At 66.0% G+C, this 12,536-nt stretch carries 10 protein-coding genes; 1 reads left to right on the top strand and 9 read right to left on the bottom strand.

Translation table 11 applies throughout. From position 1 onward, the window contains the following. Positions 1-218 precede the first annotated feature (218 nt). A complete protein-coding gene (locus IEW15_RS23650; RefSeq protein ID WP_188582688.1) occupies positions 219-602 on the top strand; it encodes a glutathione S-transferase family protein in 384 nt (127 codons plus the stop codon). On the opposite strand, the gene IEW15_RS23645 is transcribed toward IEW15_RS23650, so the two are convergent. The 9 genes from IEW15_RS23645 to mmsA form a co-directional block, all read right to left on the bottom strand. Then, a complete protein-coding gene (locus tag IEW15_RS23645) occupies positions 491-2,182 on the bottom strand; it encodes an AMP-binding protein (RefSeq protein WP_188582686.1) in 1,692 nt (563 codons plus the stop codon). The genes IEW15_RS23650 and IEW15_RS23645 overlap by 112 nt on opposite strands. 69 nt (positions 2,183-2,251) lie before the next feature. Next, entirely contained in the window at positions 2,252-3,388 is a 1,137-nt protein-coding gene (locus IEW15_RS23640; RefSeq protein ID WP_229708617.1) for a tetratricopeptide repeat protein, read from the bottom strand. Between the two features lie 174 nt (positions 3,389-3,562). After that, entirely contained in the window at positions 3,563-4,723 is a 1,161-nt protein-coding gene (locus IEW15_RS23635; protein ID WP_188582684.1) for a tyrosine-type recombinase/integrase, read from the bottom strand. Between the two features lie 82 nt (positions 4,724-4,805). Next, positions 4,806-5,444, bottom strand: a complete 639-nt coding sequence (locus IEW15_RS23630; RefSeq protein WP_188582682.1) for a nucleotidyltransferase family protein — start codon at positions 5,442-5,444, stop codon at positions 4,806-4,808. A gap of 316 nt (positions 5,445-5,760) precedes the next feature. Beyond that, positions 5,761-6,729 (bottom strand): Gfo/Idh/MocA family protein, encoded by a 969-nt coding sequence (locus tag IEW15_RS23625; protein ID WP_188582680.1) that lies wholly within the window; start codon positions 6,727-6,729, stop codon positions 5,761-5,763. 45 nt (positions 6,730-6,774) lie between these two features. After that, on the bottom strand, positions 6,775-8,517 hold the full coding sequence (gene araD, locus IEW15_RS23620) for an L-arabinonate dehydratase (RefSeq protein ID WP_188582678.1): 1,743 nt from the start codon (positions 8,515-8,517) through the stop codon (positions 6,775-6,777). Between the two features lie 63 nt (positions 8,518-8,580). Then, positions 8,581-9,597, bottom strand: coding sequence for an AraD1 family protein (araD1, locus tag IEW15_RS23615; RefSeq protein WP_188582676.1), 1,017 nt, complete (start codon positions 9,595-9,597; stop codon positions 8,581-8,583). 13 nt (positions 9,598-9,610) lie between these two features. Beyond that, positions 9,611-10,828, bottom strand: a complete 1,218-nt coding sequence (gene mmsB, locus IEW15_RS23610) for a multiple monosaccharide ABC transporter permease (RefSeq protein WP_188582690.1) — start codon at positions 10,826-10,828, stop codon at positions 9,611-9,613. Between the two features lie 9 nt (positions 10,829-10,837). Then, the gene (gene mmsA / locus IEW15_RS23605; RefSeq protein WP_306432671.1) at positions 10,838-12,448 is read right to left on the bottom strand and encodes a multiple monosaccharide ABC transporter ATP-binding protein; all 1,611 of its coding nucleotides are present in this window, start codon (positions 12,446-12,448) and stop codon (positions 10,838-10,840) included. Between the last annotated feature and the right edge of the window lie 88 nt (positions 12,449-12,536).

Below are 12,536 nucleotides of genomic sequence, written 5' to 3'. Positions count from 1 at the left end.
GAGGACGGGCCGCCTCACGCCGTCCCAGGCGACGGTGACGCTCTAAACCAGCCCGCCGCGCTCATTGCGCGACAGCCTCTTTAATGGTGAAATATACAGGACCGCTTCTGGAGAAGATGAGGCGATTCTACGTGCCGTGGTAAAGCAGGAGGGCATTTTCCACATTATGCGGGAGATCGGGAGAGTGCCCATTCCCATCATCTATGTGTAAAGCCTCGATGAAGCACATCGGTTCAAGCGATGGCCTGCCTCGCTACGTCCTGCGGGCCGGCATGTGTCTGACCGGCGAGCGCTTCACCGCCGCCGACATCTACACCGGATCGCAGCTTGGCTGGGCGCTGCAGTTCGGCAGCATCGCGCCGCGCCCGGCCTTTACCGCCTATTGGGTACGGATCAGCGACCGCGAGGCCTTCCGCCGCGCCAGCGCACGCGATGACGCGGCGGCGGGTGGGGCCGGGTGGAATAACGCCTGGTTGCGGCGCGGTCCCGCTCAGGCGACCGCGCCGTCCTCCTCGGCCTGGCGCATCATGAATTTCTGCACCTTGCCGGTCACGGTCATCGGCAGCTCCTCGACGAAGCGGATGCGGCGCGGGATCTTGTAATGCGCGATCCGGCCCTCGCACCAGGCCAGTACCCCGGCTTCGGTCAGGCCGGCGCCCTCGTCATCGGCCGCCCGCCGGATCCAGGCGCAGACCGCCTCGCCGAATTTGGCGTCGGGCACGCCGAAGATCGCCACGTCCAGAATGCCCGGATGGGTCATCAGGAAGTTTTCGACCTCGACCGGATAGATGTTCTCGCCGCCGCGCACGATCATGTCCTTCGACCGGCCGACAATGCGGCAGCGGCCCTGCGCGTCCAGAACCCCAAGGTCGCCGGTGCGCATCCAGCCCGCCGGATCGATGGCATCGGCGGTGCGCGCGGGGTCGTTCCAATAGCCGCTCATCACGCAATAGCCGCGGGTGTGCAACTCCCCCACCGTACCAACCGGCACCACGCGGTCGTTCTCGTCCACGATCCGCACTTCCACGAAGGGGTGGATGGTGCCGACGGTCGATGTCCGGGTTTCGATATCCACATCGGCGCGGGTCTGGAAACTGACCGGGCTGGTTTCGGTCATGCCATAGCAGATCGTCACCTCGCGCATGTTCATCTGGGCGATGACCGCGCGCATGGTCTCGATCGGGCAGGGCGCGCCGGCCATGATGCCGGTGCGCAGGGTCGACAGGTCGAAGCTGCTGAAATCGGGCAGGGCCAGTTCGGTGATGAACATGGTCGGCACGCCGTGCAGGGCGGTGCATTTTTCGTCCTGCACCGCCTGCAGCACCGCGCGCGGCTCGAAGGCTTCCGATGGGAACACCATGGTCGCGCCATGGGTCATGCAGGCCAGCACCGACAGCACCATGCCGAAGCAGTGATACAGCGGCACCGGAATGCACAGCCGGTCGGCGTCGGTGAAGCCCATGATCCGGCCCACGAACAGCCCGTTGTTCAGGATGTTGTTGTGGGTGAGGGTGGCACCCTTGGGCGTGCCGGTGGTGCCGCTGGTGAACTGGATGTTGATCGGATCGTCCGGGCGCAGATCGGGCGCGATCGCGGCCAGCCGGGCGCGGGCGGCATCATCGGCGCCGGCGGCGACGCCATCGAAGCCCAGCATCCCGCCCTGACTGTCGCGGCCCAGGGTGATCACGAATTCCAGATCCGGCAGCGCCGCCGACCGGGTGCCGTCTTTGGCGACATCCGCCCCGGCGAATTCCGGCGCCAGTTCCAGCAGCATGTCGACATAGTTCGAGGTCTTGAAGGTCGGCGCCAGAATCAACGCGCGGCAGCCTGAGAGCTTCAGCGCGTGGTCCAACTCATAGGTGCGATAGGCGGGGTTGATATTGACCAGGATCAGCCCGGCGCGGGCGGTCGCGAACTGGGTCAGCACCCATTCCACCCGATTGGGCGACCAGATGCCGATGCGGTCGCCCGGGTTCAGGCCCAGCGCCAGAAGGCCGGCGGCCAGATCGGTCACCCGGGCGTCGAATTCGGCCCAGTTCCAGCGGATGTTCTGGTGCACCACCACCAGCGCCTCGCCATCGGGGAAGGCGGCGGCGGTGTTGGCAAGGGCGGTGCCGATGGTCTCATAGCACAGCGGTACGTCGCTGGTGCCGCAGACATAGCTCATGGTCAGGTCGGACATCGGGGCTGTCGTCTCGTTTTCCGGAACAGGGATCTGATGAGAGGGGTGGACGATCCGTGGCGGGTCCGGTCAGCCGACCATGCCCAGCGCGATCATACCGCCCAGGTTTTCCGGCCAGCGCCGGGTCTGGCCGGCCTGCAGCAGCACCCGCGCCCAGGCCACCCAGCCCGACCAGGCGACGCGCTTGTCCCAGGCCGTGCCCCAATGGGTGAGGATGTCGAGCCCGGCGCGGGCATGTTGGGCGGCGGTGTCGAAATCATCCTGGGTCAGGGCGATCTGGGCCAGAATCAGATGTGGTTCGGCCACATCCGGGTTGTGGGAGATGGCGGTTTTCAACAGCGTGATCGCGGCCGCCGGGGTGGAGATCGCATGGGCGCGGGTCACGACCTGCCAGTACAGCGCCACTGCCGCGACCTCGTCGGCCGTGTCGATCACCCGGGTGCAGCGGGCGAAGACCGGCGGCACCGGCAGGCCCAGCTCCGGCGGCAGATGGCGCAGCGGCCAGGCCATGCGTGACGCCAGGCTCCAGGCCTCGGCGCTGGGCATCAGCGGTCCGGGCCACAGCGATGCCGCCCAATTGGCCTTCACCGGCTGGCGGGTCTGATAGGGATAGCCCTGAAAGACATCGTCGACCCAGCTATGCCATTGCTCGGCCAGATCGGCGATCGAGACGATGGCGAAGATCGCTGCATCCTTCTGCGACAGATGCAGCTTCCTGCCGGCCGCGGTTTCAAGCTCCATGCCGCCGGCTGCGATCGCATCCAGCTCGATCAGATCCCGGGTGAATTTTGTCCGCGGCATCACACAGAAGGTGTGGATCAGTCGTTCCGCCTCGTCGCCGACCACGGCGGCGAGTTCGGCGCGCTTCGAGTCGGCATCGAACAGCTTCAGATCGACGAATTCGTTCGAATACACACTGTGGAATAGGCCCAATATCCGCACGTCGCGCGGCTGATCCCACAGCGCCAGCGTGCGATAGACGTCCAGCAGATGGTTCTTGAAGGTGCCGGCCTTGTGCCAGGCCTCGCCGGCGCTGCGCGCAAACAGCAGGTCGAGCAGCGGCGGCAGCGACGGGTCGACCGACGCCCAGTCATCGGCGAGCAGGGCCGGCAGCAGCGGATGCAGGCCGGCTGCGGCGGATGGGGGGGAGCCGGGCTCGGGAGACGTCGGCACTGCCGAGGGGGTGGGGGCAATCTGATGGGTCATCGCTGGGGCATCTCCTCGGGCGCCGCCCGGCCTGCACGGGCCGGCAGTCATGGTTCACGCTGGCCGGCACCCACCCAGGCAGGCACTACCATATACCCTATGACACACCGCCCGTGCGGTTGCCGCAAGGGGGCATCCACAACCGTCATGCGATGGCGACATGGGGGGCGCCGGTCAGCCGGCATCCTTACGGGCATACATCCGTGCGGCCCGGCCGCGATGGGCGGCGCTTTCGTCGTAATAGCGCGAGGCGACCGCGATCGATTTGTGCAGGGTCTGGGCCATCACCTGCTGGATCGGCACATCCTGGTTGGCGGCTTCGGTCAGGAACCCCGATCGCAGGCCATGGGCTGAAAACATCGCCGGGTCGAGCCCCGCCTCGGCCACACGCTGCTTGAAGATCCGTGCCACCGCCGCCCCGCCCAGCCCGATATCGCGGCGCAGGATGCGGCCATCCTTGGTGATCGGCAGAAACACCGGCCCGGCCCGCGTGCCCGATGCCGACAGCCACTGATCCAGCAGCGTGACCGGATGGCCGATCAGCCAGACCCGCGCCGCATCGCCGGCCCGGGTGGTCTTGGTGCGGGGCAGCAGGATGGTTCGGGCCGGCAGCAGCGGCCCGGACCCGCCGCCGCCACCACCGCCGCCGCCGACCTCAAGCGGCTGGTCGGCCTCGACGCGGATATGCTGGCGCTGGATGGCGCCGACTTCGCTGCGCCGCCGGCCGCCCGATGCCCACATCAGCGCCAGAAGCGCCCGGTCGCGGATGGCGCGCAGATCATCGCCCGCGCAGGCCGCCAGCAGCCGGGTCAGGGTGTCGCCCAGCACCGGCTGTGCCGATTTCCGCCCCGGAATATGCGGCGAGGCGCGCAGCAGCCGGGTCTTGATCGTGCGGACCTGATCATCGGCCAGCGGATTGTCCAGACCCTTCATCCGGTGCAGGGTCGCCCAGCTCGCCAGCCGGCGTTCAACCGTCGATGGCGCCAGCGGCCCTGGCCGGGTCTTGATCCGGCGCTCGATCAATCGCGCCTCGACATCGGCGGGCATGCCATGGGCCTTGTTGCGGCGCCGCTCTTCCGGGTCGTACAGGTGATGCACCATGAACCGCACCACCATCTCCGGCGCCGCCGGCCAGGGCAGCGGTTCACCGGTGCAGGCCAGCCACCAGGCGTCGAGATAGCGGGCATCGCTGATCAGCGCCAGCCTGGTATTGGCCGGGATCGCGGCATCCAGCAGAAAGCCCAGCGTCTCGCGTTCATCCGTGGTCAGCACCAGCGCCGCATCCTGGCGGATGCTGCGTGCGATGGCTGAGGGCGGACGGGTCGGGTCTGGCATGGTGCTGATCACCTGTGCGGCCGATGATGGTTGTTGGATGATGTCTGGCAGTGTGATCCGGCACCATGAAATGTCCAGTGATTCACGGTCCGGGCGGCGATGACGATCCGGTCGCCTCGGGCGCCAGCATCAGCTTCGGCCAGCGTTCCAGCCAGCGCTTGTCGCGGATACGGGCGGTCATGACCGGCAGCCTGCCCGTGGCCAGAAAAAACGGCGTCGGGCGCAGGATCAATCCGAACAGATCATCCAGGCCCAGTGGCGCCAGAACCTCGACCCTGTCACCGGTTATCAGCCGCACGGCCACAGCGGTGGCCGTCTCGGGCCAGTTGGTCATCGCATCAGCGGTCGAGGCATAGGAGGGCACGCCATTGCGCCGGTGCATCCGCGCCTGATTGGCCACCGACCAGCGGATATCGGGGGCAGCGGCCAGCAGCATGGCGTCAAGCTGGTCATCGACCACCGGATCGGCGCGGTCCGGATTGAACCAGATCACATCAATATCGCTCCAGGGCGGTTCCGTGTGCTCATCACGCCGAGCCCCCCTGGGCAGTTCCGCCGGACGGTCATGACAATGGTTCCAGACGACATCCCGCACGAAACCGGCGCCGATCCAGCCATCCGGCAGATCCAGAGCCGCGACATGGCGCAGCAGTGCCATATGGGCTGGTGATGCCGCGATCAGTCGTGCCAGATTATCGCAGCGCGGGTCAATCGGAGGCATCACGCGGTGGCCCTATTATCCGTCTATACGTTATGCGAACAGAGTGGTCGTAAAACGCACAATACCTGCGATGCAGGCCGGACGGCACCTGGAAATAGGGGCCGGACTATAAGGTTGCATCCATTGCCCACGATCCTCCGATCCCTCCACCAATCATATCGGATCATCCTGAAACACGCCCTCCAGGTCCGATAATCGGAAGTCAATGTCGCCATGCACGATCCTGCGCACACCGCAAAATAAGGTTCGATAAGCTTACTTTATTGTGAGTTATGGGCAAGCAAAACAGGGGCCGGATATCGCCCGGCCGACCCGGTCAATTGTCGAGAAAACTGGCCACGTGCCGCTGCCGGCCGATCATAAAGGCATCGGCGACCAGCCGGAACGGGCTGACATCGGCATCCGAGCGTCCGGCCGCGACCAGCGCCGCGAAATGGTCGTAGATCGCGGCATATTCACCGTCCGGCGCATCGACCAGCAGCCGATCGCCGGCCACCAGCCGGCGACCGCCCCCCGACATCACCAGCGGACCATCATCGGTGTCGATCGCAATCTCCCAGACCGGCGGATCGGGCAGCAGCCAATCGAAATCGGCCGTGACCTCGGCGCCATCGATGGCGGCAAAGCGCAGACGCGCCGCAATCGGCATGGCGCAGTTGTCAGGCACGTCCAGATCGGCCGCGCGCAGATGCAGCCGGCCGGGCAGCAACGCGGTCAGGATCGACAAGGCGTTGATCCCGGTGTCGAAAACCCCGATACCCCCGGGTTGCCAGATCCAGGCCTGTCCCGGATGCCAGCGGCGGACATTCTCTTTCCACGTCACCGCGATCCGCCGGATGCGCCGTCCAGCCAGCCAGTTGGCCGCCGGTGCCACCGCCGGGGCGAAGCGCGAATGCCAAGTGGCGAACAGGCTGAGACCTGCCGCATCGGCGCGCGCCACCAGGTCGTCCATCTCGGTCAGCGTGGCCGCGGGCGGCTTTTCCAGCAGCACATGCCGGCCGGCGGCGATCGCCTCGGCCGCCACTGCATGGCGATATTGCGGAGGCGTGCACACCGCCACCGCATCCGCGCCCGGATGTGCGCCTAGCGCAGCGGCCAATGACGGATAATGCGGCACGCCGGGTATGGCCGCGGTCTGCGGATCGGCGGTCGCCACCAGATCCACCGCCATACAAGCGGCCAGGGCCGGCAGATGCTGGTCGCGGGCGATCTTGCCCAGCCCGGCCACGATCAGGCCAAGGCGTCGGCCGGCGGTGCCGGGCGTTGCAGAGGTATTACCGGACATGACAGCGTGTGCCCCTGTTGTGACGGATCGGGACGCGAGGCGCGCTCAATGGGAGTCCTTGCCCACCGCGCGCCCGCGACCACCAATCAGGAAATCGAAATCGGCACCGGTATCGGCGCCCTGAACATGCTGGTGAAACAGCCGGGCATAGCCGCTGGCCGGCGGTGCCACCGCCGGCTCCCAGCCGGCGAGACGGGCAGCGATCTCGTCATCGGTCAGGTCCAGATGCAGCCGGCGCGCCGCCACGTCCAGCTCGATCATGTCGCCATCGCGCACGATCGCCAGCGGCCCGCCCACCGCCGCTTCCGGGGCAGTGTGCAGCACCACCGTACCATAGGCGGTGCCGGACATGCGCGCATCCGATATCCGCACCATGTCTTTGATGCCTTTTTTCAACACCTTGGGCGGCAGACCCATATTGCCGACCTCGGCCATGCCCGGATAGCCGCGCGGCCCGCAATTCTGCAGCACCATCACGCAGGTCTCGTCGATATCCAGATCCGGGTCGTTGATCCGCGCCTTGTAGTCGTCGATATCGGCGAACACCACCGCCCGGCCGCGATGGCGCATCAGATGGGGTGATGCCGCCGATGGCTTGATCACCGCGCCGGCCGGCGCCAGATTGCCGCGCAGCACGGCAATACCACCCTCAGGCGTCAAGGGCTGGTCCAATGGCCGGATGACATCGGGATTCCAGTTGGTCACCCCGTCCAGGGTTTCGGCCATGGTCATGCCCGATACGGTCAGCGCGGCGCCATCCAGCCGGCCCGCATCCAGCAGGGCTTTCAGCACCACCGGCAGGCCGCCGGCATAGAAGAATTCCTCCATCAGATACTGGCCCGCCGGCATCAGATTGACGATGGTCGGAATATCGCGGCCCACCCGGTCCCAATCGTCCAGCGTCAGCGGCACGCCGATCCGACCGGCGATCGCCAGCAGATGGATCACCGCATTGGTCGATCCGCCGATCGCACCGACTGTGCGTATGGCGTTCTCGAACGCGGTCCGGGTCAGGATATCCGATGGTTTCAGATCGTCCTTCACCATGTCGACGATCCGCCGGCCGGCGAACTGGGCAATGGCGCGCCGGCGGCTGTCGACCGCCGGTATGGCGGCGTTGCCGGGCAGGGCCAGGCCCAGAACCTCGGCCATCGATGCCATGGTCGATGCGGTGCCCATGGTGTTGCAACTGCCGGGCGACCGCGACATCGCCTGTTCGGCCTCAAGGAAATCGGCGCGGGTCAACTCGCCCGATTTCACCGCCTCGCTCATCTGCCACAAGGCGGTGCCCGATCCGACATCGCCGCCGCGCCATTTGCCGTTCAGCATCGGCCCGCCGCTGACCACGATCGCCGGCATGTCGACGCTGCATGCCCCCATCATCAAGGCCGGGGTGGTCTTGTCGCAGCCGGCCATCAGCACCACCCCGTCGAGCGGGTTGGCGCGCAGGGCCTCTTCCACATCCATGGCGCAGAGATTGCGATACATCATCGCGGTCGGCCGTAGCGAGCTTTCACCGGGCGAAAACACCGGGAATTCCAGCGGCAGACCGCCCGCCTCATATACCCCGCGCTTCACCCGTTCGGCCAGATCGCGCAGATGGGCGTTGCACGGCGTCAGTTCCGACCAGGTGTTGCAGATCCCGATCACCGGCCGGCCGTCGAACAGATCCGCCGGCAGGCCCTGATTCTTCATCCACGACCGGTGATAGATGTTGTCGCGGCTGCTGCCGCCATACCATTCGGCCGACCGCAGACGGCGTGGCCAGGGGGCTTTGGTGAAGGTCATGATGCGGGGGTTCCCACCTGAGACGCCATGATGATGAAAGGCCCGGCCGGATGTCGGCGCCGGTCAGAGCGGGCGGACCGCGACCATGGCGTCAGCCGGTTTTGCCATCCGCACCAGCGGGTTGCGCAAGGGCAGGCCGAAGTCGGGCGCGTCGATTTCGAACACGTCCCCGGCGCTGGTCTGAAACCCGTCGGCGAAGGACAGGGTGGCGGTGCCGAACATATGGACGTGAATGTCGCCGGGCTGGCGGAACAGCCCGTATTTGAAATGGTGATGCTCCAGATTGGCGATGCTGTGCGACATGTTGGCCTCACCCGACAGGAACGGCTTTTCCCACGCCACCGCGCCGTTGCGACGAATGCGGGACATGCCCCGGATATCGGCCGGCAGCGCGCCCACCAGAATTTCCGGCCCCAGCGCGCAGGGGCGGAGTTTGGAATGGGCCAGATACAGATAATTCACCCGCTCCATCACGTGGTCGGAGAATTCATTGGCCAGCGCGAAGCCGATCCGGAACGGTATGCCGTCGTCGCCGATGACATAGATCCCGGCGATTTCGGGCTCTTCGCCCCCGTCATCGGCAAAGGCCGGCTGGGTCAACGCCCCGCCCGGCGCCACCAGCGCATGGCCATTGCCCTTATAGAACCATTCCGGCTGCACCCCGGCCTGCCCCGCCGCCGGCCGGCCGCCGGCCAGCCCCATGCGGAACATGCGCATGGAATCCGACATCGGGCCGTCCTCCGTCGACATGTCGGGCTGCCCGGCTTCCATCTTGTGCATGGCATCGCGCGCCGCCGCCGAGCCCAGATGGGTCAGACCTGTGCCGGTCAGATGCAGATGCGCCGGGTCGGGATGGGTGACCGGTGGCAGCAGCAGGCCATCCTCGGCGGCGGCCTCCAGGTCCACCGCCTCTCCGGCGCCCAGGCTGGCGATCCGCCGGGCCAGGCTGGTGCCGGCGCGGGCAGCGTCCAGCGCCAGGGCATGGACGCTGTCGACACCGGCGACGGCATAGGCTTCGCTACCCTCGCGCACCACCACGCGGGTGCCCCCGGATAGATCGCGGATCTGCGAGATATACATGGTTCCAGTCCCTTCAGACCCGTTTTCGGTTATAGACATCGAAGATCACCGCCGCCAGCAGCACCAGACCCTTGATCAACTGCTGCCAGTCGATGCCGATGCCCAGGATAGACATGCCATTGTTCATCACCCCCATGATGAAGGCGCCGACCACCGCCCCGATGATCGTGCCGACACCGCCGCTCATCGATGCGCCGCCGATGAACACCGCCGCGATCACGTCCAGCTCGAAGCCCAGCCCCGCCTTGGGCGTGGCCGTGTTCAGCCGCGCCGCGAAGACCAGCCCGGCCAGGGCCGACAGCATGCCCATATTGACGAAGGTGAGGAAGGTCAGCCGTTCGGTGGCGATCCCCGACAGCCGCGCCGCGTTCTCGTTGCCGCCGATAGCATAGATCCGGCGGCCGATGGTGGTGCGGTTGGTGATGAAGCCATAGATCGCGATCAGCAATGCCATCACGATCAGCACGTTTGGCAGGCCCTTGAAGGCCGAGATCAGCCAGGACAGATAGATGATCGCACCGGCAATGAAACCGTTGCGCAGCACGAAGAACAGCAACGGTTCGCTGGCCGCGCCGTACTCCGCCGCCCGTTTGCGGTTGCGGATCGACAGCACCACCAGCAGCACGGCGGCGGCACAGCCGATGACGAACGAGAACAGATTGAACCGCCCCAGCCCCTCGACCACGAACAGATCGGGCAGGAAGCCCGAACTCAGCAGTTGGAAAGATTTCGGGAACGGCCCCAGCGACTGGCCTTGCAGCAGCGCCAGGGTCAGGCCCTTGAACACCAGCATGCCGGACAGAGTGACGATGAAGGACGGGATGCGGAAATAGGCGACCCAATAGCCTTGTGCGGCACCGATCACACAGCCCGCCGCCAGGCAGATCGCCGAGGCGACCAGGAAATGCAGCCCGAACTGCACCATCAGCACCGCGGCCAGCGCGCCGATGAAGCCCATCACCGACCCGACCGACAGGTCGATATGGCCGGCGACGATCACCAGCAGCATGCCCAGGGCCATGATGATGATGTAGCTGTTCTGCAGCACCAGATTGGTCAGGTTGACCGGCTTCAGCAGGATGCCGTCGGTGACCACCTGAAAGAAGGCCATGATCACCAGCAGGGCGATCAGGATGCCATATTGGCGGATATTGCCGCGCAGGGCGCCGCCCCAGCTCTGTGGCTGGCCGGCCGGGGTGGTCGCGGCAGGCGCGCGGGTTTCATGTGCCATCGCCATGTCTCACCCACCCTGCCCCGATACCCGGCCCTGAACCTGAGCCTGGCCCTGAACCTGAGCCTGGCCCTGATCCCGACCCCGGCCCTGACCGACGATCATATGCATGATCCGCTCCTGCGTCGCCTCGGCGGCGGCAAGTTCGCCCACCAGCCGGCCCTCGTTCATCACGTGGATCCGGTCGCACATGCCAAGCAATTCTGGCATTTCCGAGGAAATCATCAGGATACCCTTCCCGGCCGCGGCCAGTTCGTTGATGATCTTGTAGATTTCATACTTGGCACCGACATCGATGCCGCGCGTGGGTTCGTCGAGGATCAGGATCTGCGGGTCGGCGAACAGCCATTTCGACAGCACGACCTTTTGCTGATTGCCGCCCGACAGGTTCATGACCTTCTGTTCCACGGTGGGCGATTTGATGTTCATCTGCCGGCGATACCGCCCGGCGATCCGGCTTTCGGTGTGGTCGTTCACCACCATCCGCCGGGCGATGCCGGCCAGATTGGCCAGCGAGATGTTGCGGCGGATGGTTTCGTCCAGAATCAGGCCGTAATGCTTGCGGTCTTCGGTCACATAGCAGATGCCGGCATCGATCGCCGCCCGCACCGTGGTGGCGTTGACCGGCCGGCCATTCACCAGAACCTCGCCCGCCGCGAACCGGCCCCATGACCGGCCGAAAATGCTCATCGCAAGCTCGGTGCGCCCGGCGCCCATCAACCCGGCAATGCCCACCACCTCGCCGCGCCCGACCTTGAAGCTGACCTGATCGACCACGATCCGGCCGGCATGCTGCGGGTGGTGAACCGTCCAGTCGCGCACCTCCAGAACCGGTGGCGCGTCGGTTACCACCGGCGGTGCGGTGCGTGGCGGAAACCGGTCGTTCAGCGCCCGGCCCACCATGTCGCGGATGATCTCGGCTTCGGCGATCGGGCCGCCGCTGCAATCGATCGCCCGCACCGAGCTGCCGTCGCGGAGCACGGTGATCCTGTCCGCCACCTGTGCGACCTCGTTCAGTTTGTGCGAAATCAGGATCGACGAGATGCCCCGGGCCTTGAACCCGACCAGAAGCTTCAGCAGCGCGTCGCTGTCGGTCTCGTTCAGGCTGGATGTCGGCTCGTCCAGGATCAGCAGCCGCACCTTCTTGGACAAGGCCTTGGCGATCTCGACCAGTTGCTGCTTGCCCATCCCCAGATGGGTCACCAGCGTCGCCGGGCTTTCCGTCAGCCCGACCCTGGCCAGAAGCTCGTCGGTGCGCCGAAAGGTTTCCGGCCAGTCGATCACGCCGCGCTCGGCGCATTCATTGCCAAGGAAGATGTTCTCGGCAATCGACAGCAACGGCACCAGGGCCAGTTCCTGATGAATGATGACGATGCCCAGCGCTTCCGACTGGCGGATCGACCGGATGGCACGTTCCTCGCCATCGAAGACGATCCGCCCGTCATAGCTGCCATGGGGGTAGACCCCGCTCAACACCTTCATCAAGGTCGATTTGCCGGCGCCGTTTTCGCCGACGATGGCGTGGATTTCGCCATGGCCGACACGGATATCGACATTGTCGAGCGCCTTCACACCCGGGAATGCCTTGGTGATCCCGTGCATTTCAAGCAGAGCGTCCACGATCTGCGGGGATGTCCCGGTCATTGTTGAAAAAGGGAGAGCGGCGTTGCTCGCCTTGAGCCGTTAGGCTCGGGGTGTCGAATCCTCA

Origin of the sequence: Tistrella bauzanensis (genome assembly GCF_014636235.1) — a bacterium.
GTDB lineage: Bacteria > Pseudomonadota > Alphaproteobacteria > Tistrellales > Tistrellaceae > Tistrella > Tistrella bauzanensis.
Note: the sequence above shows the minus strand (reverse complement) of the source record. Positions and strands in the feature narration are given on the sequence as shown.

Coding starts and splice junctions, on each gene's coding strand:
- araD1 (WP_188582676.1), bottom strand. CDS start 9,597: ATGTATATCTCGCAGATCCGCGATCTATCCGGGGGCACCCGCGTGGTG.
- IEW15_RS23645 (WP_188582686.1), bottom strand. CDS start 2,182: ATGTCCGACCTGACCATGAGCTATGTCTGCGGCACCAGCGACGTACCG.
- IEW15_RS23650 (WP_188582688.1), top strand. CDS start 219: ATGAAGCACATCGGTTCAAGCGATGGCCTGCCTCGCTACGTCCTGCGG.
- araD (WP_188582678.1), bottom strand. CDS start 8,517: ATGACCTTCACCAAAGCCCCCTGGCCACGCCGTCTGCGGTCGGCCGAA.
- IEW15_RS23630 (WP_188582682.1), bottom strand. CDS start 5,444: ATGCCTCCGATTGACCCGCGCTGCGATAATCTGGCACGACTGATCGCG.
- IEW15_RS23635 (WP_188582684.1), bottom strand. CDS start 4,723: ATGCCAGACCCGACCCGTCCGCCCTCAGCCATCGCACGCAGCATCCGC.
- IEW15_RS23640 (WP_229708617.1), bottom strand. CDS start 3,388: ATGACCCATCAGATTGCCCCCACCCCCTCGGCAGTGCCGACGTCTCCC.
- IEW15_RS23625 (WP_188582680.1), bottom strand. CDS start 6,729: ATGTCCGGTAATACCTCTGCAACGCCCGGCACCGCCGGCCGACGCCTT.
- mmsB (WP_188582690.1), bottom strand. CDS start 10,828: ATGGCACATGAAACCCGCGCGCCTGCCGCGACCACCCCGGCCGGCCAG.